This window comes from Cohnella algarum (assembly GCF_016937515.1).
Classification (GTDB): domain Bacteria; phylum Bacillota; class Bacilli; order Paenibacillales; family Paenibacillaceae; genus Cohnella; species Cohnella algarum.
This window is the reverse complement of sequence record NZ_JAFHKM010000002.1, coordinates 1,151,649-1,173,980: the sequence shown is the minus strand read 5'-3', so window position 1 is coordinate 1,173,980 and position 22,332 is coordinate 1,151,649. Positions and strand designations below refer to the sequence as shown.

The window sequence follows — 22,332 nt, the reverse complement described above, 5'->3', positions numbered from 1 at the left end:
TAGATGGCGCTGCGCCAACGATTTTTATAAACCGAACCGCTCCATAATCCAAAGGAGGATGCAAAATGTCACAATTGCGCAATCAAGATCCGGAAATCGTCAATGCGTTAAACCTGGAGCTTAACCGTCAACGCAATAACCTGGAACTGATCGCTTCCGAGAACATCGTCAGCGAAGCCGTGCTGGAAACGATGGGCACCGTGCTTACGAACAAGTATGCGGAAGGCTATCCGGGCAAACGCTATTACGGCGGCTGCGAATACGTCGACATTCCGGAAGAGATCGCCCGCAACCGCGCCAAGGAGCTGTTCGGAGCGGAGCATGCCAACGTACAGCCGCATTCCGGCGCGCAAGCGAACATGGCCGTTTATTTGGCCGCGCTGCAGCCCGGCGACACGGTGCTCGGCATGAACCTGGCCCACGGCGGCCACCTGACGCACGGAAGCCCGGTCAACGCGTCCGGCCTGCTGTACAACTTCGTCGCCTACGGCGTCAACGAGCAGACGTTCACGATCGATTACGACGAAGTGCGCAAAGCGGCGTTCAAGCACCGCCCGCGCCTGATCGTGGCCGGCGCCAGCGCCTACCCGCGGATTATCGACTTTGAAGCGCTCGGCCAGATCGCCAACGACATCGGCGCGCTGTTCATGGTCGATATGGCGCACATCGCGGGCCTCGTCGCCGGCGGCCAGCATCCGAGCCCGGTGCCGCACGCCCATTTCGTGACGACGACGACGCACAAAACGCTGCGCGGACCGCGCGGCGGCATGATTTTGACCCGCAAGCCTTGGGCGGCCGCGATCGACAAAGCGGTATTCCCGGGTTCGCAGGGCGGCCCGCTCATGCACATCATCGCGGCCAAGGCGGTCGCGCTCGGCGAAGCGCTGCAGCCTTCGTTCAAAGACTACGCGGCCAACGTCGTCGCGAACGCGAAAGCGCTCGCCGACGAGCTGCTGTCGCAAGGGCTGAACCTGGTGTCCGGCGGCACCGACAACCACCTCATGCTGGTGGATACGCGCAACCTGAACATCACCGGCAAAGATGCCGAGCACGTGCTCGATTCGGTCGGCATTACCGTCAACAAAAACGCCATCCCGTTCGACCCGACGAGCCCGTTCGTCACGAGCGGCATCCGGATCGGCACCCCGGCCGTCACTTCGCGCGGCATGGACGCCGAAGCGATGAAAACGATCGGCGAGGTCATCGCCCTGACGCTGAAGAACAAGGACGACTCAGCCGTTCTGGACAAGGCGCGCGCGATGGTTACGGAGTTGACGGAGCAATTCCCGCTTTATCCGAATTTGAAATACTGATTCGATTGATGCCTCAAAGGCGGCCCGGCGGGCCGCCTTTTTTTCACCCGCGTGACAGAGAGCCCGAGCAAGCCTATCTGCCCTCATTTGAGTAACCATGACTCATCTCGCCGCCTCCGCACGCACGCGAACGATCCAGTTGAGTCGTGACGACTCATCTCGACCCGCCATTCGCAACAAGCCGCCCTCATTTGAGCAACCACGGCTCATCTCGCCGCCTCCGCACGAACGCGAACGATCCAGTTGAGTCGTGGCGACTCATCTCGACCCGCCATTCGCAACAAGCCGCCCTCATTTGAGCAACCACGACTCATCTCGCCGCCTCCGCTCGCACGCGAACGATCCAGTTGAGTCGTGACGACTCAACTCGAACGGCCAGCGAAACAAGCCGCCCTCATCGCACTCATTTGAGTAACCATGACTCATCTCTCCGTCCCCGCACGCATGCGAACGATCCAGTTGAGTCGTGACGACTCATCTCGACCTGCCATTCGCAACAAGCCGCCCTCGATCGGGTTGTCCCAAGGTCGCGACAGGCCGAAAGGGGCAGCCCCTTTTTTTTACCGCGGCCCGAAATAAGTACCTTGCATTTTTAAGTACTTTCCCTTATGATAGCCATGTACCTAAATATATTAAGTAATGTTTGGGCGGGGGCACGCCATTTTGAACACGGAAATGTTGAAGGGGACCGTCGATCTTCTCATCCTTTCGATTATCCAGAACCAGGACAACTACGGCTACGAAATTTCCAAGGCGATCAAGGAACGCACGGCGGGAGCGTTCGAACTGCAGGAGGCGACGCTGTATTTGTCGCTGAAACGGCTGGAGAAGCAGCGCGCGGTATCTTCCTACTGGGGAGACCAGACCCACGGGGGCAGGCGGAAATATTATTCGATCACCGACGAAGGAAGGGCGCTTTTGAACAAGTATATCGAGGATTGGCGCCAGACCAACGAAATCGTCAGTCGATTTATTTGAGGGGAATGAAGGGGCATGGTTTGGCTAAGAAAAGCGTTCAGCATCGGCGATCTGAAATTCGGCTGGATTTTGCTGGTGTCCCTGGCCGTCTGCGCCGCGGTTGGCTACATCGACCTCGTCGACAATCCGGAGGATCAGTTCTGGCTGGCGGTCGGGTATGCCGTCGCGTTCGGTCTCGCCGTATTGTGGAGCGGCGTCAACTACGTCGGCCACATTCGCCTTGCCGCGATGTACCGGAAGATGAACGATATCGGAGCGTATGTGGAACAGCTGGCGATGGGCGCCGAGGACAAGGCGGAATTAAGGAACTACTTGGAGGATTACGCGCAGGATTTGATCCGTCAGGGAAAATCCGAACGGCAGGCGACGGCGGAGGCCATCTCGCAGTTTCAGGTAAAAGAATTGCTGAGGCTGTCCAAGCATACGGATCTGTTTCAACTGCACGCTCACTATTATTTGTTTGGATGGACAGCATGCGCGGCGCTCCTTGTTCTTCTGATCGAACTGACGAAGGGGGTGTTTCCGTCCGAATCGCTGGCCATCCTCCTCGCGGAATCGATCGCTGCCGCTTACGGCGCGTCGTTCGTCTGCCTGTTTTTCGTCTATAAGCTGCTCGACGCCTTTATTTATCGAACGTTGCGAAAGCATTTATTCTAGTATACGGAGCAAGGGGAGAAACCTATGGAAAATTGGATTACCAATATGATGAACGATTTCGGCTATTTCGGCGTCTTTCTTTTGATCGCGCTTGAAAATCTTTTCCCGCCGATTCCTTCGGAAGTGATTTTGACGTTCGGCGGGTTTATGACGACTTACACGAACCTGACCGTCGTAGGCGTCGTCATCGCCTCCACGATCGGTTCCGTCGTCGGGGCCGTCCTCCTGTACTACATCGGCTTTATCATCGACCGCGACCGGATGGAGCGCATTATCGTCAAGTGGGGACGCATCTTGCGGCTGACTCCCGCCGACGTGCACAAATCGTACGACTGGTTTGCCAAATACGGGGTATGGACGGTTTTCCTTTGCCGGATGGTTCCGCTGCTCCGCAGCCTGATCTCCATCCCCGCCGGAAGCACCCGGATGAATTTCAGCCTGTTTCTTTTTTTGACGACCGTCGGCTCGCTTATTTGGAACGTCGCCCTCGTCCTGATCGGCGCCGCCGTGGGGGCTTCCTGGGAGACGATCGTCGGTTACATGGACGTATATTCCAATGTCGTGTACGCGCTGCTGGCCCTCGGCTGCCTGGCCGTCGCCGTATGGTGGTTCAAAAGACGGAAAAAATCATAAAATTTCAAGGCGCAGGCCTTTTTGCAAAAAAAATTTTGACCTTTCTTCATGATGCCGTGTATACTGATAATACGCTTAATTCCCGCGCGTAACGGCCGGGAAGCGGGGGAACCAATCTTTTGGGGCTAATTGGCGCCGATGAGGCGTCATAGGGTACCATCTTGCCCGAGTCCGTCAGCTAACCTCGTCTGCAGTGGATGGGTCAATGCATCTTGCATACATCGTACTTATTGACCCTGTTAGAGGGTCTTTTCTGTCTTTTGCGACCCCTCGCTGGCTAAGCGTGCTTTCCGCCTTGCCGCAAGGGGTTTTTGCGTCCCCTGCCGGCCGGAGCCTATACACTGGGAGAAGGAGGAATTCGGATGTCATCGTCCAGATCTTTTCACAACGTCGGCAGCGCCGCAGCCGTTCCCGGCCAAGAGAATCGAACGCTGCCCCCCATTCTCGGCAAGCTAGGCGTTCGTCTGAACGAATATTACATGAGCCTTATCGATTGGAAGGATCCGGCGGATCCTTTGCGGCGATTGATCGTTCCTTCGACCGGTCAGCTCAAATTTTGCGGCGGATCGGACGGATCCTGCGACGATGCCAGGTACGACGCGCCGGGCTGCCGGCACATCTACCGCAATACGGCGCTGCTTCGCATGCCGGATGCCGTTCGCGTGCGCGAGCTGCGGGGCGAGCCCGCGGATGCGCTGTCCGAGATCGCGGCGGGAATCGACTACATCGCCCGGCGCAAAGAAATCGACAACGTGGCGCTGGCCGGGGGCGACGGTCTCGCGATCGGGAGCGCGGCGCTTCGCGACGTGCTGGAACGGCTTTGCCGCATCGATCACGTTCGCGTCATTCGCATCCATTCCAAACTGCCGCTGTTCAATCCGAAGCGGATCAGCGAGAACGAGGCGCTGCTGCAACTGATCGGCGAATATTCCAAGCCGGAGCGGCGTATTTTCGTGATGGCGACGGTTCATCATCCGCGCGAGGTGACCCCGAGGCGAGCCGGGCTTTCCAGGCGCTTCGGGAAGCTCATGCGATCGTCATGGGCCACGTGCCGATTCTCAGGGGCGTGAACGACAGTTCGGGAACGCTCCGGTCGCTGCTCGACCGGCTGGCAGGCGCCGGCGTCGCGCCGGACGGGTTTTATATTTATCCGCCGGATCGCGACAACCGCTTCTCGCTGCCGCTCGGCCGGGTATACGAGCTTGTGGAAGGGGCCAAGGCCTCGACCAGCGTCCCGGGCAAGAGCGTGAAGCTGGCGATGAACCATCCGTCCGGCAAAATCGAAATCCTCGCGGTCGAAAACCGCAAGGCTTACTTGAAATACCACCAGTCCAAGCACTACCCATACGGCAAGTTCATGATGCTGGAGTGTCCGCCCTCGGCGGTCTGGTTCGACGATCTTCCCGGAAGCGAGCGGTATTGGCCGGTTCCCGAAACGGCCGCGCCCGGGAAGCGTTTCGACGACAGCCCGGGAGACGCGGCCCGGCGTCAGGCCAACCACATCATCGCGGATTGACGGCAGCGAATCGTCGTTCCGATCGGCGGCTTTCTCCGTACGGCGGCGGAGAAAGCCGTTTTTCTGTCGAAGGGCCGTCCTGGCATGAAACCAAAGTCCTCCCCCACGTACTATTGGTTATAAGGCACGGGGAACCCCCTAAGGAGGAAACGCGAATATGTCCATTTTCAAAAGGCTTCGCGACTTGACGCTGTCCAACGTGTACGCATTGATCGAAAAGGCTGAAGATCCGGTAAAGATGACGGACCAATACCTGCGCGATATGCAGGACGATCTGGAGGACGCGGAGAAAGCGGTAGCCGCCCAAATCGCCCTGGAAAAGAAATTCAAGCAGCTGTACGAGGAGCAGGAAGCGCTCGTTCAGAAACGCGAAGAGCAAGCGAACATCGCCGCTCAGGCGAAGAACGTCGATCTTGCCCGCCGGGCGCTCGAGGAGAAGAAAGCCGCGGCCCAGAAGGCTGCCGAGTACAAGGCAAGCTACGATCAAAACAAGGCCTCGGCCGACCGCCTGCGCGAGAAGCTCGACGAGATGCGCAAGCAGTACACCGACCTGAAAAACCGCCGCGAAACGCTCGTCGCCCGGGCGAACGCAGCCAAAGCGCAGGCCGAAATCAACAAAGCGATGGCGGGCTTCGGTTCCGATACGGCGCTCGCGGGGCTCAAGCGCATGGAAGACAAGGTTATGCAAATGGAAGCCCACGCCGAAGCGACCGAGGAGCTCAACGGCGCGAAAGGCAAGTCGCTTGACGAAGAAATTGCGGCTCTCGGGAAAGACAAAGAGGTCGAAGACGAGTTGGCGGCGCTGCTGAAAAAGTACGAATGAAGGTAAAAGCCCCCTCGAGGGGTTCCTTCTTTTTATCGCCCTGAATAAACCGATGCGCAAGTTCGCCAATCGGAAGGAGAGACGGAACGTTGACGTTCAACGAAATCGTAGGGACGCTGATTTGGACGGCGGCAGGCGCCGTTCTGCTGTTCGTCTTGATGGGGGCCGACTCCCTGCTGACGAAGTACAAGGACATGGAAGAAATGAAGAAGGGGAACAACGCCGTCATCGTTCGCTTTGTCATGAAGCTGGGAGCGCAAGGGTATATTCTGTCCCGTTCGATCGCGACGTCCGATCATTTGGCGGAAGCTTTGCTCGTGTCCGTCGTATCTTTCCTCATCTTGTTCGTGCTGGAACGGGTGGTCGAATGGGCGCTCGGGGCGATCGGCGATTTGCGTTTGGCGGAAGGCGTCAAGAACGGAATCGTCGGCCACGGGCTGATCGCCGGCACGCTGCATGCGGTCGGAGCGCTTATTATCGGAGCCTGCCTATAATGGATAAGAAAGGAGGCTGCCAGCGATGAGCTTGTTGAAACGCGTGAAAAACCTGATTCGCAAGCCGGAGCCGCCGAAAGCGGAAAAAAGCGTGCTGTCGCTCGGGCCGGGCGACGTTTGCGAAGTATCGCTTGTCACGTACCAGGTGGCGGGCCGAACGAAGCCGCTTAGCCGCAATGCGGTGTGGCTGACGCTGCGGGACGGGGCGGCCGTCCGTTATTTGTCCGTCGAGGAGCGGGCGACCCGGCAATTCGGCCTTTACTCGGCGATTGACGGGCGGCTCGATTCGATCGACGAGGTGCCGACCGAAATCGAGCTCGACGGCATTCATTATCATTTGGAAGAGCGCTACTCGTCCCGGATTTCGGCAGCCGGCCAAACGCCTTTTTCCGAAACGGGCGGGGAGCTGTACGTGTGGCAATATCAATCCGACAACCGCAAGCTGCTGCGCGTCGAGTGGCAGGACGGCCGGTTTATGCTTTACGAGGGTGAAAGCGTCCTTCCGGCCGATGTCGAGTGGCTTCGGGGGACGGCGCAATGAACGCGTCCCTCCCGCGGTGGACGCGGTACTTGAACCTGGCCGTCATCCTCAGCCTTGCGATCGGGCTCTTGTCCGCTTGCGGCAGCGTCAACGTCGAGCAGACGTATCCGCTCGAGTCGGTCAGCGGGGAAGGCAACCAAACGTCCTACGTATACCGCGCCGCGGGGGAAACCGTGCCCGAAGTCGCGAATGCGCTCGCGGAGCAAAAGAAGCCGCAGCAAATGTCGGCGGAGGATGCGGAGCGCATGTTCCTCGTTTACGCCGACCAGATCATCCACGTGCAGCAGGACCCGGATCAACCCGACGATACGCTGGTCGAAGTGGACAGCGCCGAGTACGTCCGCCAAAATTACAGCCCGTCCTTTCTGGAGGGGTACCTGCTTGCGAGCCTGATCGGCGATCTTTTCGACTCGAAAACGAGAAGTTACGGCAACTATCGGGGATATTCAAGCAAAACGACGAACCCGCCCGCGAGCGGCTCGTATCGCGCGCCGACCGCAAACGATACGAAAGCGGCACCGCCGTTGACCGTGGAGAAGAAAGGGTCGATTTTCAAGCGAAGCGCGACCGCAGATACGGGAGGCGTCGGCTCCGGAGGGCTGTTCAGCAAAAAGAGCGACGGTTCGTCGTCTTCCTCGGGCTCCGCGGGAACCATTACGAGAGGAAGCGAAGGAAGCGGCAGCAGCGGCAAGTCGTCGTCGAGCTGGACGAAACCCCGGAAGTCGAAAGCTCCGAAGACGAAGATAGGCGGCTTCGGCCGGGTCAAGCGAAGGTGACCCGGTGCCGGCGGCCATTCGCCTTGCCTTCTAGTCCGTCATGAAGCGGATTAGGAGGTTTTTTGCGTTTTTTAGCCGGGACTCGGGAGGCGGGAACGCCGGCGTTCCGGCTTCTCGGACCTTGTCCGCCGGTACGGGGCGGGCGCCGCCGGCTGGCCCAGCTTGCCGCGCAGCAGCCACCAGACGAGCAGCGGGGAGCTGCCGAAGACGAGCAGCAGGCAGTTGACCGCAAGCGGAGAGGGACGGTAGGAAACGACGGCGATAAACGCGATCGTCCCGATCAACCGACCGGCATTGAGGGCGAGTTCGCGGGTGATGACCGATTCCACCCGGCGTTCGGCGCTTTCCTTGTCCTGGCCGATCAAATCGAACACGAACGAGACGACCGGTATCGTATACAGCGGCATAAACAGCGAGGTGGCGATCCCGAAGACGAGCAGCGTCGCGTATCCGACGTTCCAGAACAGGGGCAAAATCGCCAGGCTGAGCATCAGCGCTCCCGAAAACAACCCCCATTTTCGATACGCGGGCTTGTACATTCGACCGATGAGCCAGAAGCTGACGAGTCCGACGGCGGACGTATACAGCGTATAATTGCCCAGACGAAGCTCGCTTCCGGTGGAGATATACACAAGCAGCGTGATCATAAAGCCGAAGATGCCTTCGCGCAAGCCTTGGGCGACCATGGCGAGAGTGACGGTCCTCCATGGATTGCTCCGATCCCGCAGGCGCTTGAGGCCGAGCGACCACTCGTAGCTGCCGAGCCTGGGACGCCTTTTCAGCAAAAAAGACAGCAGCACCCCCGCGATGAAAACGCCGACCGATATGGAAAAAATAAGCCGGTAGCCGTACGTGCCGCCCAGACGGGCGATGACGATCCCCGAAAGCCACGGCGCAAGCATGCTCGATCCCGAGCCCAGGAGACCCGCCCGGCCGTTGAAGCGGTCCCGGGAATCGCGGTTGGTGGCCTCGAAGTAAATGATGTTGTAGGCGAGCCAGAATAAGCCGGACGAAATGCCCTGCACCGTTCCGAGCAGCGGGATGAAGCGGACGGCGCTCGGGCCGAGCAGCAGCACAAGGCCGTAAAAGGCGGCGGCAACGGCGATGCCGATCCTTATCGCGCCAAGCTTGTCCCCTTCCTTCACCCATTTCCCCGCCAGCCAGAACGTCAAAGCCATCACGATCTGGTGGACGACGGCAAACCAGCCGATCATCGTGAGGTCGTTTTTTATTTTCCATAAATAGACGTTGACGAAAGTGGACGAGAGCGCGTTGGCGCTGACGAACAGTCCGTTCACTCCAAGGAGCAGCCATTCCTGCCGCGCGTCCCGCAAACTCGCCGAAGATTGCCGGGTTCCATCGGCCATTTCCGTTCCTCCTTTGCTGATGAGCTGCCGAGGCGGCGCGCTGCGCTGCAGCAACTCTCATAAGGTTTGTCAGAACGGAGAAAATCATGAACCGCAATCGCAATACCAGAAATTGCATGCCCGGCCAAAGCGGCGGGGCGGGGAAAGCGCGCCCGGGAAGCGGGGCGAAACCGGCGAGCCCGGACGCGGTTTTCGTCAGATGAGCAGCGTAATGACCAGCAGTTCGTACAGGACGAGCGGAATAATGGCGCCCGCGGCGAACGGTCCGAAAAACCGGTAGTCGTTCGGCATCGGACGGACCATCAGGTGAAGGTGTCCGGAGTCGCTTCCGACAACGGTTCCCTCGTACGTATGGCCGTCGATCGTCTGGACGCGGACGGGGCGGTTCATGCATTTGCCGCAAATATCGCTTAGCCGCTGCCTCGTCTTTTTCGCGTAATCGCACCATTGCTGTTCCGCCCTGTAAACAACGGTTTGGCCGCTATTCGGCGAGCCGACGCTCATGAGCATTCCTCCCAGCGCTTGTTGCAGTATGCTATGCGGCCGGACGCGAATGGGTGCGCGCCCGGGTCCGGCGAACGGCCCGCAAAATTCGTCCTTTATCTCCGGGAAGGATGGAGTGCGCGCGGGGGGAGACAATGATATAATGGACGGGCAGTGAGATCGGAAGAAGGAGAGGGATCTTTTGGGCAGTCTTTTTGTTTGCGATCATCCGCTGATCCAACATAAAATTACGTTTCTTCGCGACAAAAATACAGACACGAAGCAATTTCGCGAGCTGGTGCAGGAGTTGTCGACCTTACTCGCCTACGAAATTACCCGCGACATTCCGCTTGCGACGGTAACGGTGGAAACGCCGGTGGCGAAGGCGGAGGGCCGCGTCATCGCGGGCCGAATGCTCGGCCTGGTCCCGATTTTGCGGGCGGGGCTCGGAATGGTGGACGGGATGCTGGAGCTTCTTCCTTCCGCCAAAGTCGGCCATATCGGCCTGTACCGCGACCCGGAGACGCTGCAGCCCGTAGAATATTACGTCAGCTTGCCGTCCGACGTGACGGAGCGCGAGCTCATTTTGCTCGATCCGATGCTGGCGACGGGCGGGTCGGCGAACGCGGCGATCGACATTTTGAAAAAACGCGGATGCCGCCCGACGAAGCTCGTCTGCCTGATCGCCGCGCCCGAAGGGGTGGAAGCGGTACGGAAGGCGCATCCGGACGTCGACATTTACGTGGCCGCTCTCGACGAACGCTTGAACGACCACGGCTACATCGTGCCGGGTCTCGGGGATGCGGGCGACCGTCTTTACGGCACAAAGTAACCGCGGGGAAAAGAAAGGTCTTGGAGGGGGAAATCGAACAACGTGAGCGCGGTAAAAGTAATGACCGTCTTCGGGGTGCGCCCTGAAGCGATTAAAATGGCGCCTCTCATTCTCGAGCTGCAGAAGTATCCCGGGGAGATCGAACCGATCGTCTGCGTGACCGCGCAGCACCGGCAAATGCTGGACCAGGTGCTTGAAGTGTTTCGGATCAAGCCGGACTACGACCTCGATATCATGCAGGCGAACCAGACGCTGAACGACATTTCGATTCGCGTGCTGCAGGGGCTGGAGCCGGTGCTCCGGGAAGCGAAGCCCGATATCGTGCTCGTGCACGGCGATACGCTGACGACGTTCCTCGCCAGCTATGCGTCGTTCATGCAGCAGATCAAGGTCGGGCACGTGGAAGCGGGCCTGCGCACCTGGAACAAGCTGTCGCCGTACCCGGAGGAAATGAACCGCCAGCTGACCGGCGTGCTGGCCGACCTGCACTTCGCCCCGACGGACTGGTCGGCGGGAAATCTCCGCAAGGAAAACAAACCCGAAAAAGATATTTATATTACGGGCAACACGATCACGGACGTTTTCCAATATACGGTGAAGTCCGACTTTTCCCATCCGGTGCTCGAATGGGCCGCCGGCAAACGGCTCGTGCTCATGACCGCGCACCGGCGGGAATCGCAAGGCGAGCCGCATCGCCGCGTCTTTCGGGCGGTCCGGCGGCTGGTCGACGAATTCGAGGATATCGCGGTCGTCTACCCGGTTCACCCGAATCCGGCCGTGCTGGAGCCGGCGCGGGAGATTTTGGGCGGCCATCCGCGCATCAAGCTGATCGACCCGCTCGACGTCGTGGAGCTGCACAATTTTTATCCGCACGCGCACCTCATTTTGACCGATTCGGGCGGCTTGCAGGAGGAAGCGCCGTCGTACGGCGTTCCGGTGCTCGTCCTCCGCGACACGACGGAGCGTCCGGAGGGCGTCGACGCGGGCACGCTGGAGCTTGCCGGAACGGACGAAGAAGCCGTTTACGGACGGGCGAAGGCGCTGCTCACCGATTCGAACCTTTACGACCGGATGAGCAAGGCGGCCAATCCGTACGGAGACGGGCAAGCTTCGAAGCGAATCGCGCAGGCGATTTTGCACCACTTCGGGCGCGGGGAAAGACCGGAGCCGTTTCGCGCGGGGAACTGACGCCGGGACGCTCCGGACGTTTGCGGGCCGGCGAGCCAGGGGCTCGCCGGCGTTGGCCGGCCAATGCCGGCATCGCCGCGCTGCCTTCGGCGTCGAGAGCGTTTGGGTTCGCTTGCCGGCGATTCAGCGGCCGGCGCGAGAAGAGCTCGAAGGTGCGCCCGGCCGGAGCGAGACCAGGTTGGATTTTGTCCAATCGGCGGGCGAAAAGGACGTGTCATATCGCTCTACGTTGGATTTTATCCACTATACATGCAATAAACCTAACGCGAAATCCAGTACCGAGTTGGTTTGTCATTATTATTTCCTTTGACCTAATATTTTACATGTCGTTTGGATGGGGAGAGGAAAAACGAGCAACAGGGGAGGAATCGCAGAAAAAATTGCCAAAAAAAGGTTTGGATCCAAATGGTTTCGTTACGGGACTAGAATCTTCACAACCTCACGTTCATTTTTGCCTCTGCCAGGTTGAATCCGAGGGACGGTCTTGGCTTGTTTTCGCTTTTGCCTTCCCCGACTGGTTCGTTCCGTAGGTTTATTCAAGATGGCGACGAACCGCTTCCACGGGTATTGGCTGTAATGACGCAAATAACGAACAAAGTTAAACAGGGTCAACTTGTTCGGCGTTTGCCGATGCACGAGCTGGCACAACAGATAGCTAATGACGCCCAGATACAACTGAGCCCATACGGCATTCGGATCATGGTTGTGAAAGGTGATCGTCGTCAGGTGTTGCTTGATCCACTTAAAAAACAACTCAATTTGCCATCTGCAGCGATAGACTTCCCCTACGTCCGCGGCGCTAAGATCGAAGCGGTTGGTCAGCAGCCTGTAGGTCCGACCCTTCTCGTCCTGGAACTCCACCAAGCGAAACGGCCGATGGGTTTTCGTCTTCTTGTCGTAGATCGTGACGGTTGCATCCCGCAGGATCGGCGTGTCGGCCTTCACAGGGTGCTCCTGCAATACCGTGAACGTGTTGGTCGTTTTAAGTCGGGCCACAAAGGTAATGCCGTCTTTCGCCCATGCACAAAAGCGCGTGTAATTCACGTAGCCCCGGTCCAAAATGTAGGTCAGATCCTTGCGTGTCACGAGCTCATCAACCGCCATCTGATCAGAGACCCCAACCGTGGACAAGACGATCCGGTCCGGAAAGGGATTTTCTTCGTCCAAGCATAGCAGCCGAGTGTGCATCTTCACCCCCTTGGTTCGATCCTGATAAAAGGCCCAATCGCCAAACACAAACGGAAGAAGGAAACTGCTTGAATCGATAGGGGCCAGTTTACCCAAATGACCAACTCCCTTGGCGCCTGGCATCAGTTGTTGCAGTCGGGAGGCTAACCGTTCGAAGATGCACTGCAAGTAATCCAAGGGCAGTTTCGCCAGCTTTCGATTCAGCGTCGAGGCATGAACGGAAGACACGCCAGCCAGTTTTTGAAGATAAGGATCTGTAGTCAAATGGAGCTGAATATCTTCCAAGGTCCTTCGCTGCTGAATTTCCCCCTCGATACATAACAGGATGGCCGCGGTGATCGTCAATTTCTTCGCATAGCGATCCGCCAAAGGAAGTTTTCCCATATGGAGCTTAAGTTCTTTTAAACACTTGCGCATAACCGTTTTTTGGTGTATATTGCCCATGGGTTAGTTCTCCTTTGTAGGGAAATGGGCAATTTTGTCTGCTTCCTCTACATTAGGAGACTTTTTTTATTTTGGCTAGCTTCATGTCAGGTTTTTTGCATACGTAGTGGATTTTATCCAACGAAAAACGGGGATTATGCTAGATTTCATAGAAAAAGCGTTGCCGGATTGGATAAAATCCAATGAAGGCAGCGATATTCGCAAAAGAGCCGCTCTTGATTGGATGAAATCCAACGAAGGCGACGGAGCGCTCGCGAAGGGCGTTTTCGATCAGGCGACGGAGGATTCGCGAAGGGTATTCCCGGTTGGACGATGGTTTCGCGAAGGGATGTCTCAATTCGGACGACGAGACCCGCGAAGAGGGCTCCCCGATCAAGCGGCGCGATCGAGGCAGCAGGCGAGCGGGGATGCATTTTTTTAACAAGGGAATAATGGAAACGACGGCGGGTTCGGACGGTTATCCCGGAACCGCCGCCGCGAATCGTGTCGAGTTTGCGGACAACGCGGAAGCGGCGGCATACAGCATACAGTTGAGCTGTATGGTTAATGTTGGCTGCAAAGCGCGTAATGACGCGAATTTTCAAAGCTGCGTTCACACAAATTTTGATTTCTTTGAATTGACAAACCTTCTGCGACTTCGATAAAATGTATGAGGACTGGCAGAGGTACAAACTATGAATAAAAAGGGCAACGAGGGCAACCCGTGGCACGCGCTCGCGATGGTCGGCGCGCTGGGCTTCGAGGTCGGTCTGAGTACGGCGGCGGGTTACTTTATTGGCAGTTGGATCGCCCCCTCTTCTTCCGGCTGGAAGATTGCGGGCGTTTTCACGGGTCTGATCGTCGGACTCCTGATTGCGATTTTACTTGTCAAGAAAGCTCTGGAGAACAAAAATGGATGAAATTTTGCAAAGGGCTACGCGGCTTGCGCTTTTTTTTCTGGCAATCTGCTTGCTCGTGTGGGCCGTCGTTCCCGAGTGGCGCATTTACACCGCGGGAGTGACGCTCGGAGTGGCGGCGAGTCTGGTGAACTCTTATCTCCTCCGCAGGAGGGTGAATTTCATCGGAACCGTTTTCAAAAACGATTCCGAACCGCCGCGTAGAGTCGGAATGGGGATGGCCAGCCGATTGGCGACGGTTCTGATCGCGACGATGGCCGCATACCGCTTTCCGGACCAGTTTCATCTGCCATCCGTCCTGTTCTCTTGTTTCTTTATGCCCATCGTTTTGTTGTTTTGCGCATTTGTGAGCAACAAACGTCAATCCTGAAGAAAGGGGGGGAACTACACAGCTATGCATGAGTTTCCGATAGTGACGGTCGCAGGCTTGGAGATCGACCTATCTACCGTTATTGCGATCGTCGTTTCTGCGCTTATCACGTTTGTGGTGGCTAGGCTGGCGGTGCGGAATTTGTCGGTCGAAAACCCGTCCAAGCTGCAAAACTTTATGGAATGGGTCGTCGAGTTTATTCACAACACGATCGCCAGCACGATGCCGCTCAATCGCGTCAAGCAGTTTGTGGCGCTGGGGATGACCCTGATCATGTTCATCTTCATTTCCAACCTTCTCGGATTGCCGTTCGGGATCGTAACCGAGGTGCACCATCCGATCGAATGGCTCGGCATTACGCAGGCCGTTCTGGATGAAGCCCACGGCCATTACGAAATCGCCTGGTGGAAGTCGCCGACGGCCGATCTGTCCGTTACGGCGGGACTTGCGCTCATCGTCTTCTTCCTGATTCACTTCCTGGGATTGAAACTGAACCGCAAGCATTATCTGGCGCACTACTTCAAGCCGTACCCGATTTTCTTCCCGTTGAACCTGATCGAAACGCTGGTCAAGCCGCTTACGCTGGCGATCCGGCTGTTCGCCAACATTTTCGCGGGCGAAGTGCTGCTGACGACGATCCTGATGCTTTCCTGGATCGGGCTTCCGTTCATGGCGGTATGGCAAGGCTTCAGTATTTTTGTCGGCGCCATTCAGGCGTTCCTGTTCACGATTCTCACGATGGTGTACATTTCGCAATCGATCGTTCACGAGGAACACGAGCACGAGCATTAAGGCCGCAACCGCCGCATGGGCGCGAGCGCCTCGCGGTATTGCCGGTTTCTAAAATACCCAACCATTTTTGAGGAGGAAATACACAATGGAAGTATTGGCAGCAGCAATTGCAGTAGGTCTTGGCGCAATCGGCGCAGGTTTCGGTAACGGTATGATCGTCAGCAAAACGGTAGAAGGCATCGCGCGTCAGCCGGAAGCGGCAAGCAAGCTGCAAACGACGATGTTTATCGGCGTAGGTATCGTCGAAGTCGTGCCGATCATCGGCGTCGTTATCGGCTTCCTCGCATTCTTCGCCGCTTAATCGGATACCTGAACAAGTTATGGCGGGGAAGGCTTCAGCCCTCCACGCCATGTTTTTTGACCGCGAAAAGATCAGCGTGCGGAAAGGAGTGCGACCATGACTTTTAACTGGGAATCGACAGTAATCGCGATTTTGGCGTTTTTGATTTTGTACTGGCTGTTGAACAAATACGCCTTCGGACCGTTGTTCGGCATTATGGAGAAGCGCCGCCAGCTCGTCGCCGAGCAGATGGACAGCGCCGCCAAAAACCGCGCGGAAGCCGAGCGTTTGCTCGAAGAGCAAAAGCAGGCGCTGCAGCAGGTTCGCCAGGAAGCCGCCGACATTATCGGCCAGGCCAAGACGACCGGCAGCAAGCAGGCCGAGGAAATTCTTCTTCAAGCTCGCAACGAAGCGGTTCGCCTGAAAGACGAAGCCGTCAAGGAAATCGAAAGCGAGAAAAACAAAGCCGTATCCGCGCTGAAGGCGCAAGTGAGCGGCCTGTCCGTTCTGATCGCTTCGAAAATCATCGAGAAGCAGGTTGACGAAAAAGCGCAGCAGGAGCTTGTCGACCATTATCTTAAAGAAGTAGGGACGAAATCATGAGCGGCTCCGCTGTAGCGAAGAGATATGCCAAGGCTCTGTTCGACCTTTCCTCGGAAAAGGGGATCGTCTCCGAGACGGAAACCGAACTGAAGGCGATTGTCGACGCGCTCAAGCAAAATGCGGACTTCCGCGCCTTCATGACGTTTCCGAACATCGACACGAGCAAGAAGATCGCAGCGTTCAAAGCTATTTTCGGCCAGGCGGTGTCCCAGGCCGTGCTCGATACGATCAGCTTGCTGATCGAACGGGACCGCCAAACGGAACTGCCGGCGATTTTGGATGCCTACGTTAAGGTTGCCGGAGAAGCGCTCGGCCGGGCGGAAGCCCACGTCGCGACTCCGAAGCCGCTTACGGAAGGCGAAAAGGAACAACTGGCCGCCAAGTTCGGCGCCCTGCTCGGCAAGACGGTGCGGGTGAACGAAACGGTCGATCCGACTCTGCTCGGGGGACTGACGGTCCGCATCGGCGACACGCTCTACGACGGCAGTCTCCGCGGCAAACTGGAACGCCTGGAGAAAAGCCTCCAAACTTCGGCAAATTAGACAGGGGTGAACGAATTGAGTATCCGGCCCGAAGAGATCAGCACGCTGATCAAACAGCAAATCGAACAATATCAATCCGATATTCAAGTCGTGGACGTCGGTACGGTCATCGAAGTCGGCGACGGTATCGCGCGCGTGCACGGTTTGGAAAAATGTATGGCGGGCGAGCTGCTCGAATTCGAGGGCGGCGTCGTCGGCATGGCTCTTAACCTTGAAGAAAACAACGTCGGCGTCGTCATCATGGGCCAAACGAAGGGCATCCGCGAAGGATCCCAAGTGAAGCGCACCGGCCGCATCATGGAAGTGCCGGTCGGCGAAGCGCTGCTCGGCCGCGTCGTGAACGCGCTCGGCGAGCCGGTCGACGGCAACGGCCCGATCAACGCGACGACGACTCGCCCGATCGAGTCTCCGGCTCCGGGCGTCATGGACCGCAAATCGGTATTCGAACCGATGCAAACGGGAATCAAGGCGATCGACTCGATGATCCCGATCGGCCGCGGCCAACGGGAGCTGATCATCGGCGACCGCCAAACGGGCAAAACGACGATCGCGATCGACACGATCGTCAACCAGAAGGGCAACGGCGTCATCTGCATCTACGTCGCCATCGGCCAAAAGCAATCGACGGTTCGTACCGTCGTCGAATCGCTCCGCAGACAAGGCGCGCTCGACTATACGATCGTCGTGACCGCAAGCGCATCGGAGCCTTCTCCGCTGCTGTATATCGCTCCATACGCCGGCTGCGCGATGGGCGAGTACTTCATGTACCAGGGCAAGCACGTCCTGATCATCTATGACGATCTGTCCAAGCAAGCGGCCGCGTACCGCGAGCTGAGCTTGCTGCTCCGCCGTCCTCCGGGCCGCGAAGCATACCCGGGCGACGTCTTCTATCTCCACTCCCGTCTGCTCGAGCGCGCGGCGAAGCTGAACGACGAGCTCGGAGGCGGATCTCTGACCGCCCTTCCGTTCATCGAGACGCAAGCGGGCGACGTTTCGGCGTATATCCCGACGAACGTCATCTCGATCACCGACGGTCAGATTTTCCTTGAATCCGATCTGTTCTACTCCGGTCAACGGCCTGCCGTCAACGTCGGCATTTCCGTATCCCGGGTCGGCAGCTCGGCGCAAATCAAAGCGATGAAAAAGGTCGCCGGCACGCTGAAAACCGACCTCGCGCAATACCGCGAGCTCGCGGCTTTCGCGGCGTTCGGCTCCGATATGGATAAAGTGACGCAATCCCGGATCGACCGCGGCGTGCGCACGCTCGAAATTTTGAAGCAAGGCGTCAACCAGCCGCTGGCCGTCGAACGTCAAGTCGTGTCCCTGTTCCTCGTGACCAAGGGCCATGCGGACGACATTCCGGTTCAGGACGTTCGCCGCTTCGAAGAAGGCTTCCTGTCTTACCTGGATGCGAACCGACCGGAAATTTTCGCGTCCATCCGCGATACGAAAGATCTGACCGACGACAACGCCAAGGCGCTCGTCGAAGCGATCGGCGCTTTCAAGAAGAGCTTCGCCGTTTCGTCCTAAGCGCCCAAGACGCGCGATAAAGCTGAGCGGGGCCGGCCAGAATCGGCCGGTCCCGGCAATAAGGTGGTGACATGAATGGCTAAAGGCATGCGCGAGATCAAGCGCCAGATCAAGAGCACGCAGAACATGAAGCAAATCACGAAGGCGATGGAGATGGTCGCGGCCTCGAACCTGAGACGCGCCCAAAACGCGGCGCTCGCCGGCCGACCTTACGCGGACACGCTGAAGGAAGTCGTTTCGAGCATCGCGACAAGCGGGGGCGGCTTTTCCCATCCGATGCTGGAGAAACGTCCGGTCAAGAAAACCGCTTACCTCGTCATCACTTCGGACCGCGGGCTTGCCGGAGGCTTGAACAGCAACCTTCTGCGGAAGCTGACGAACGCGATCAAGGAAAAGCACGCGTCCAAATCCGAGTACGGGATTTTTGTGATCGGCAGCAAAGGACGCGATTTTCTTGCGCGGCGGGACTACCCGATCGTCGAAGCGGTCACGGGCATTCCGGATTCGCCGAAGTTCATCGACGTGAAGCATATCGCGTCCGAAGCGGTTAAAGGCTTCGAGGACGGATCGTACGACGAGGTATATCTCGTTTACAACAAGTTCATCAACGCGATTACGCAAATTCCGACGCTCAAGCTGCTGCTGCCGCTCGACGCGTCGCAATTCGAATCCAAGTCCGGCGGACCGACGGCCAGCTACGAATACGAGCCGTCCCCGGAGGCCGTGCTTGGCGTTCTTTTGCCCAAATACGCGGAAACGCTCATCTTCAACGGCCTGATCGAGAACAAGGCGAGCGAGTTCGGCTCGCGGATGACCGCAATGGGAAGCGCGACGAAAAACGCGTCGAAACGGATCGACCAGCTGACATTGCACTATAACCGTGCCCGCCAGGCAGCGATTACGCAGGAAATCGCGGAAATCGTCGGCGGCGCGAACGCATTGGCATAATTCGAAGCTTTAGGAGGGACACGAATGAGCAAGGGACGCGTAGTCCAGGTTTTGGGTCCCGTCGTCGACATCGAATTCGACAACGGCCACCTGCCGGACATTCTCAACGCCATTACAATCAAGCACTCCGGCGAGCGCGAGATCAATCTGACGGTCGAAACCGCCAGACACCTCGGCGACAATCTCGTGCGCGCGATCGCCATGTCCTCCACGGACGGTCTCGTTCGGGGCATGGAAGCAGTAGACACGGGCAAGCCGATCACGGTTCCGGTAGGACCGGCGACGCTCGGCCGCGTATTCAACGTACTCGGCGACCCGATCGACGGGGCGGGCGAAGTCGACCGTTCGAAACAGGATCCGATTCACCGTCAGGCTCCGACGTTCGAAAACCTGTCGACCCAGCAGGAAATGCTGGAAACGGGCATCAAGGTCATCGACCTGATCGCGCCGTACGCCAAGGGCGGGAAAGTCGGCTTGTTCGGCGGCGCAGGCGTCGGCAAAACGGTTACGATGCAGGAGCTTATTCATAACATCGCGCAGGAGCACGGCGGGATTTCGGTATTCGCCGGCGTCGGCGAGCGTACCCGCGAAGGGAACGACCTCTACCACGAAATGAACGACTCCGGCGTCATCGCGAAAACCGCGATGGTATTCGGGCAAATGAACGAGCCTCCGGGCGCGCGTCTGCGCATCGCGCTGACGGGCCTGACGATGGCGGAATATTTCCGCGACGAGGAAGGCCGCGACGTTCTTTTGTTTATCGACAACATCTTCCGCTTTACCCAAGCGGGTTCGGAAGTTTCCGCCCTGCTCGGCCGGATGCCTTCCGCGGTCGGTTACCAACCGACGCTGGCAACCGAAATGGGCCAATTGCAAGAGCGCATTACCTCCACGAAGAAAGGCTCGGTCACGTCCATCCAGGCGATTTACGTTCCGGCGGACGACTACACCGACCCGGCTCCGGCGACCGCGTTCGCCCACTTGGACTCGACGACGAACCTGGAACGGAACATCGCGGCTATGGGGATTTTCCCGGCGGTCGACCCGCTGGCGTCCTCGTCCCGGATTCTCGCTCCGGAAATTCTCGGCGAAGAGCATTACAACGTAGCGCAAGGCGTCAAGAAGCTGCTGCAGCGCTATAAGGAACTGCAAGATATCATCGCGATTCTCGGGATGGACGAGCTGTCTGACGAAGACAAGCAGGTCGTTCACCGCGCCCGTCGCGTTCAGCTGTTCCTGTCGCAGCCGCTGCACGTCGCCGAAGCGTTCAACGGCATCCCGGGCGTTTATGTCCCGGTCAAGGAAACGATCCGCAGCTTCAAGGAAATTCTCGAAGGAAAGCACGACGACCTTCCGGAACCGGCGTTCCACAACGTCGGCACGATCGAAGAAGCCGTCGAGAAGGCGAAAAAGCTCGCACAAGGGCTCTAATCCGCCGCTAAGGAGGAATACAGGTGAGCACCTTACGGCTTGAGATCGTTACGCCCGAACGAAAGATATACGAACAGGACGTCGATATGGTGATCGTTCAAGGGGTAAACGGCGAGATGGGCATTTTGCCCAATCATATTCCGCTCGTGTCCCCCCTGAACATCGCGGTGGCCAGAGTCAAGAAGGGCAACCGGGAAGAATGGGTTGCCGTTCACGGCGGCTTCGTCGAAATCCGCAAGGAAAAAGTCGTCATTTTGGCCGAAGCGGCCGAAGTCGGCTCGGACATCGATCAGTTCCGCGCTCAGCAGGCGAAAGAGCGCGCCGAGCGCCGTCTGGCCAGTCAAAAGGAAGAATATGACGCCAAGCGGGCCGAACTGGCGCTGCAGCGGGCGATGATTCGTCTGCAAGCGGCGTCCAAACGTTGATTTTCGCATCGCTTATATCCGATCGCCGGGAAGCGAAGCCCTGTCGGGCGCGCTTCCCGGCGATTTTTCCGTTTTCGCAAAGGAGGGAATAGAGTTGGAACAGGTCGTCATTATCGGGGCCGGTCCGTGCGGGTTGTCGGCCGCCGCCGAGCTGCAGGACCGGGGATTCGATCCGCTTATTATCGAGAAGGAGAACATCGTTCATTCGATTACGTGTTATCCGGTCAATATGCAGTTTTTCAGCACGCCGGAGCTGCTGGAAATCGCGGGCGTGCCGTTCGTCACGCCCAACGAGAAGCCGTCCCGGCTCGAAGCGCTGCACTATTACCGGACGGTGGCCGAACGCCGCTCGTTCCGGATCCGAAGGTATGAGAAAGTGACCGAGGTGGTCAAGGAGGGCGGCGGCTTTCGGATCGTGTCGCACACGCGTGCCGGAGAGCGCAAAGAGACGCGCGCGCAAGCGGTCGTCGTGGCGACCGGCTACTTCGACCACCCGAACCGGATCGGCATTCCGGGCGAGGATTTGCCGCATGTGAGCCACTTTTTCCGGGAGGCGCATCCGTATGCGGGCACGCGGGTCGTCATCATCGGCGGAAGCAACTCCGCGGTCGATGCCGCGCTAGAGCTGGAGAGGGTCGGCGCTGCCGTCACCGTCGTCTACCGCGGACCGTCGGTTTCCGCCAACATCAAGCCGTGGGTCCGGCCGATCTTCGACGGCAAAGTCGCCAAGGGGAAAATATCGCTGCTGCTGGAAAGCCGGGTCGTGCGAATCGGACCGGCGGAAACGGAAATCGAGCCGGTTTCGGAAAGCCCGGACCGCGAGCGGACGACGCTGCCGACCGACTTCGTCCTGGCGTTAACCGGCTTTCGGCCGGACCGCGCCTTTCTGAGGGCGATGGGTGTCGAAGCGCCGGACGGCGTCATTCCGCCGACGCATGACGAGGAAACGATGGAAACGAACGTGCCGGGGCTGTATTTGGCGGGAGTCGTTTCGACCGGACGCGACGCGAACGAAATTTTTATCGAATCCGGAAGGCTCCACGGGCGCAAAATCGCCGCGCATTTGGCAGGGAAAATCGATCCGAACGGATAAGCTTGGGCTGCCGGTCATTCTTCGCGAAAGAATGGCCGGCTTTTTTTGCAAAAATCCGTCTTTATGCCTAGGAAAATCGGCATTTTTTACCCGATTTTAAACTGGCGAAGGTATACTGTTGTAGGCTTTGCCCGGACATCGTTAATCCGGAATTTTACATAGAATCGATTACATAAGAAGCATGGGAGC

Annotated in this window: 27 protein-coding genes and 1 riboswitch; of the genes, 24 read left to right on the top strand and 3 right to left on the bottom strand. The window is 58.1% G+C overall.

All coding sequences use genetic code 11. From position 1 onward, the window contains the following. Positions 1–65: 65 nt before the first annotated feature. From JW799_RS05325 to JW799_RS05280, 10 genes are all read left to right on the top strand, one after another. The gene (locus tag JW799_RS05325; protein WP_205428940.1) at positions 66–1,313 is read left to right on the top strand and encodes a serine hydroxymethyltransferase; all 1,248 of its coding nucleotides are present in this window, start codon (positions 66–68) and stop codon (positions 1,311–1,313) included. 663 nt (positions 1,314–1,976) lie between these two features. Continuing rightward, positions 1,977–2,291, top strand: coding sequence for a PadR family transcriptional regulator (locus JW799_RS05320; protein ID WP_205428938.1), 315 nt, complete (start codon positions 1,977–1,979; stop codon positions 2,289–2,291). A gap of 15 nt (positions 2,292–2,306) precedes the next feature. Beyond that, the gene (locus JW799_RS05315; protein WP_205428936.1) at positions 2,307–2,948 is read left to right on the top strand and encodes a permease prefix domain 1-containing protein; all 642 of its coding nucleotides are present in this window, start codon (positions 2,307–2,309) and stop codon (positions 2,946–2,948) included. A 24-nt stretch (positions 2,949–2,972) separates the two neighbouring features. Further along, positions 2,973–3,581 carry a DedA family protein gene (locus tag JW799_RS05310; RefSeq protein WP_080832625.1) on the top strand — a complete coding sequence of 203 codons (609 nt, stop codon included), beginning with the start codon at positions 2,973–2,975 and terminating at the stop codon, positions 3,579–3,581. A 62-nt stretch (positions 3,582–3,643) separates the two neighbouring features. Beyond that, positions 3,644–3,789: riboswitch (cyclic di-AMP (ydaO/yuaA leader) on the top strand. Between the two features lie 154 nt (positions 3,790–3,943). Next, positions 3,944–4,651 (top strand): hypothetical protein, encoded by a 708-nt coding sequence (locus JW799_RS05305; protein WP_205428934.1) that lies wholly within the window; start codon positions 3,944–3,946, stop codon positions 4,649–4,651. Then, complete coding sequence (locus JW799_RS05300; protein WP_205428931.1) at positions 4,621–5,097, top strand: hypothetical protein; 477 nt, start codon at positions 4,621–4,623, stop codon at positions 5,095–5,097. Before JW799_RS05305 ends, JW799_RS05300 begins: the two co-directional genes overlap by 31 nt. Positions 5,098–5,254: 157 nt before the next feature. Beyond that, on the top strand, positions 5,255–5,920 hold the full coding sequence (locus JW799_RS05295; protein WP_080832623.1) for a PspA/IM30 family protein: 666 nt from the start codon (positions 5,255–5,257) through the stop codon (positions 5,918–5,920). Positions 5,921–6,009: 89 nt separating this feature from the next. Next, positions 6,010–6,414, top strand: a complete 405-nt coding sequence (locus JW799_RS05290; protein ID WP_080832622.1) for a DUF350 domain-containing protein — start codon at positions 6,010–6,012, stop codon at positions 6,412–6,414. A 25-nt stretch (positions 6,415–6,439) separates the two neighbouring features. Then, entirely contained in the window at positions 6,440–6,955 is a 516-nt protein-coding gene (locus JW799_RS05285; RefSeq protein ID WP_080832621.1) for a DUF4178 domain-containing protein, read from the top strand. After that, positions 6,952–7,731, top strand: coding sequence for a DUF4247 domain-containing protein (locus JW799_RS05280; protein WP_205428929.1), 780 nt, complete (start codon positions 6,952–6,954; stop codon positions 7,729–7,731). The genes JW799_RS05285 and JW799_RS05280 overlap by 4 nt, the downstream gene beginning before the upstream one ends. A gap of 71 nt (positions 7,732–7,802) precedes the next feature. Here the strand turns inward: JW799_RS05280 and JW799_RS05275 are convergent, their stop codons facing one another. Beyond that, positions 7,803–9,098, bottom strand: coding sequence for an MFS transporter (locus JW799_RS05275; RefSeq protein ID WP_205428927.1), 1,296 nt, complete (start codon positions 9,096–9,098; stop codon positions 7,803–7,805). Positions 9,099–9,293: 195 nt separating this feature from the next. Next, positions 9,294–9,602 (bottom strand): LSm family protein, encoded by a 309-nt coding sequence (locus JW799_RS05270; protein WP_080832618.1) that lies wholly within the window; start codon positions 9,600–9,602, stop codon positions 9,294–9,296. Between the two features lie 181 nt (positions 9,603–9,783). On the opposite strand from JW799_RS05270, the gene upp reads away from it, so the two are divergent. Further along, positions 9,784–10,413, top strand: a complete 630-nt coding sequence (gene upp, locus JW799_RS05265) for a uracil phosphoribosyltransferase (protein WP_080832617.1) — start codon at positions 9,784–9,786, stop codon at positions 10,411–10,413. 42 nt (positions 10,414–10,455) lie between these two features. Then, positions 10,456–11,601 carry a non-hydrolyzing UDP-N-acetylglucosamine 2-epimerase gene (gene wecB, locus JW799_RS05260; protein WP_080832616.1) on the top strand — a complete coding sequence of 382 codons (1,146 nt, stop codon included), beginning with the start codon at positions 10,456–10,458 and terminating at the stop codon, positions 11,599–11,601. A 414-nt stretch (positions 11,602–12,015) separates the two neighbouring features. Here wecB and JW799_RS05255 read toward each other — a convergent pair whose 3' ends face one another. Next, entirely contained in the window at positions 12,016–13,233 is a 1,218-nt protein-coding gene (locus JW799_RS05255) for an IS4 family transposase (protein ID WP_205428925.1), read from the bottom strand. A gap of 305 nt (positions 13,234–13,538) precedes the next feature. Here JW799_RS05255 and JW799_RS05250 point away from each other — a divergent pair, with 305 nt between their 5' ends. The 12 genes from JW799_RS05250 (at position 13,539) to JW799_RS05195 (ending at position 22,143) form a co-directional block, all read left to right on the top strand. Then, entirely contained in the window at positions 13,539–13,877 is a 339-nt protein-coding gene (locus JW799_RS05250; RefSeq protein WP_205428923.1) for a hypothetical protein, read from the top strand. 30 nt (positions 13,878–13,907) lie between these two features. Then, complete coding sequence (locus JW799_RS05245) at positions 13,908–14,132, top strand: AtpZ/AtpI family protein (protein WP_205428921.1); 225 nt, start codon at positions 13,908–13,910, stop codon at positions 14,130–14,132. Beyond that, positions 14,125–14,499, top strand: a complete 375-nt coding sequence (locus JW799_RS05240; protein ID WP_080832612.1) for an ATP synthase subunit I — start codon at positions 14,125–14,127, stop codon at positions 14,497–14,499. Before JW799_RS05245 ends, JW799_RS05240 begins: the two co-directional genes overlap by 8 nt. Before the next feature lie 24 nt (positions 14,500–14,523). Further along, entirely contained in the window at positions 14,524–15,291 is a 768-nt protein-coding gene (gene atpB / locus JW799_RS05235; RefSeq protein ID WP_205428919.1) for a F0F1 ATP synthase subunit A, read from the top strand. An 85-nt stretch (positions 15,292–15,376) separates the two neighbouring features. Further along, a complete protein-coding gene (gene atpE / locus JW799_RS05230) occupies positions 15,377–15,592 on the top strand; it encodes a F0F1 ATP synthase subunit C (protein ID WP_080832610.1) in 216 nt (71 codons plus the stop codon). A 96-nt stretch (positions 15,593–15,688) separates the two neighbouring features. After that, positions 15,689–16,174, top strand: coding sequence for a F0F1 ATP synthase subunit B (gene atpF / locus JW799_RS05225; RefSeq protein WP_080832609.1), 486 nt, complete (start codon positions 15,689–15,691; stop codon positions 16,172–16,174). Beyond that, positions 16,171–16,716, top strand: coding sequence for a F0F1 ATP synthase subunit delta (locus JW799_RS05220; RefSeq protein ID WP_080832608.1), 546 nt, complete (start codon positions 16,171–16,173; stop codon positions 16,714–16,716). Before atpF ends, JW799_RS05220 begins: the two co-directional genes overlap by 4 nt. A 15-nt stretch (positions 16,717–16,731) precedes the next feature. Further along, positions 16,732–18,246, top strand: a complete 1,515-nt coding sequence (atpA, locus tag JW799_RS05215; protein ID WP_080832803.1) for a F0F1 ATP synthase subunit alpha — start codon at positions 16,732–16,734, stop codon at positions 18,244–18,246. Between the two features lie 75 nt (positions 18,247–18,321). After that, on the top strand, positions 18,322–19,194 hold the full coding sequence (gene atpG / locus JW799_RS05210) for an ATP synthase F1 subunit gamma (RefSeq protein ID WP_080832607.1): 873 nt from the start codon (positions 18,322–18,324) through the stop codon (positions 19,192–19,194). A 24-nt stretch (positions 19,195–19,218) separates the two neighbouring features. Beyond that, on the top strand, positions 19,219–20,625 hold the full coding sequence (atpD, locus tag JW799_RS05205; protein ID WP_080832606.1) for a F0F1 ATP synthase subunit beta: 1,407 nt from the start codon (positions 19,219–19,221) through the stop codon (positions 20,623–20,625). Positions 20,626–20,648: 23 nt separating this feature from the next. Further along, positions 20,649–21,050: a F0F1 ATP synthase subunit epsilon gene (locus JW799_RS05200; RefSeq protein ID WP_080832605.1), complete on the top strand. Its 402-nt coding sequence runs from the start codon at positions 20,649–20,651 to the stop codon at positions 21,048–21,050. Between the two features lie 94 nt (positions 21,051–21,144). Continuing rightward, entirely contained in the window at positions 21,145–22,143 is a 999-nt protein-coding gene (locus JW799_RS05195; protein WP_080832604.1) for a YpdA family putative bacillithiol disulfide reductase, read from the top strand. Positions 22,144–22,332: the final 189 nt, after the last annotated feature.

Coding starts and splice junctions, on each gene's coding strand:
- JW799_RS05325 (WP_205428940.1), top strand. CDS start 66: ATGTCACAATTGCGCAATCAAGATCCGGAAATCGTCAATGCGTTAAAC.
- JW799_RS05315 (WP_205428936.1), top strand. CDS start 2,307: ATGGTTTGGCTAAGAAAAGCGTTCAGCATCGGCGATCTGAAATTCGGC.
- JW799_RS05310 (WP_080832625.1), top strand. CDS start 2,973: ATGGAAAATTGGATTACCAATATGATGAACGATTTCGGCTATTTCGGC.
- JW799_RS05305 (WP_205428934.1), top strand. CDS start 3,944: ATGTCATCGTCCAGATCTTTTCACAACGTCGGCAGCGCCGCAGCCGTT.
- JW799_RS05300 (WP_205428931.1), top strand. CDS start 4,621: ATGGGCCACGTGCCGATTCTCAGGGGCGTGAACGACAGTTCGGGAACG.
- JW799_RS05295 (WP_080832623.1), top strand. CDS start 5,255: ATGTCCATTTTCAAAAGGCTTCGCGACTTGACGCTGTCCAACGTGTAC.
- JW799_RS05285 (WP_080832621.1), top strand. CDS start 6,440: ATGAGCTTGTTGAAACGCGTGAAAAACCTGATTCGCAAGCCGGAGCCG.
- JW799_RS05280 (WP_205428929.1), top strand. CDS start 6,952: ATGAACGCGTCCCTCCCGCGGTGGACGCGGTACTTGAACCTGGCCGTC.
- JW799_RS05275 (WP_205428927.1), bottom strand. CDS start 9,098: ATGGCCGATGGAACCCGGCAATCTTCGGCGAGTTTGCGGGACGCGCGG.
- JW799_RS05270 (WP_080832618.1), bottom strand. CDS start 9,602: ATGAGCGTCGGCTCGCCGAATAGCGGCCAAACCGTTGTTTACAGGGCG.
- JW799_RS05255 (WP_205428925.1), bottom strand. CDS start 13,233: ATGGGCAATATACACCAAAAAACGGTTATGCGCAAGTGTTTAAAAGAA.
- JW799_RS05245 (WP_205428921.1), top strand. CDS start 13,908: ATGAATAAAAAGGGCAACGAGGGCAACCCGTGGCACGCGCTCGCGATG.
- JW799_RS05240 (WP_080832612.1), top strand. CDS start 14,125: ATGGATGAAATTTTGCAAAGGGCTACGCGGCTTGCGCTTTTTTTTCTG.
- atpB (WP_205428919.1), top strand. CDS start 14,524: ATGCATGAGTTTCCGATAGTGACGGTCGCAGGCTTGGAGATCGACCTA.
- atpE (WP_080832610.1), top strand. CDS start 15,377: ATGGAAGTATTGGCAGCAGCAATTGCAGTAGGTCTTGGCGCAATCGGC.
- atpF (WP_080832609.1), top strand. CDS start 15,689: ATGACTTTTAACTGGGAATCGACAGTAATCGCGATTTTGGCGTTTTTG.
- JW799_RS05220 (WP_080832608.1), top strand. CDS start 16,171: ATGAGCGGCTCCGCTGTAGCGAAGAGATATGCCAAGGCTCTGTTCGAC.
- atpG (WP_080832607.1), top strand. CDS start 18,322: ATGGCTAAAGGCATGCGCGAGATCAAGCGCCAGATCAAGAGCACGCAG.
- atpD (WP_080832606.1), top strand. CDS start 19,219: ATGAGCAAGGGACGCGTAGTCCAGGTTTTGGGTCCCGTCGTCGACATC.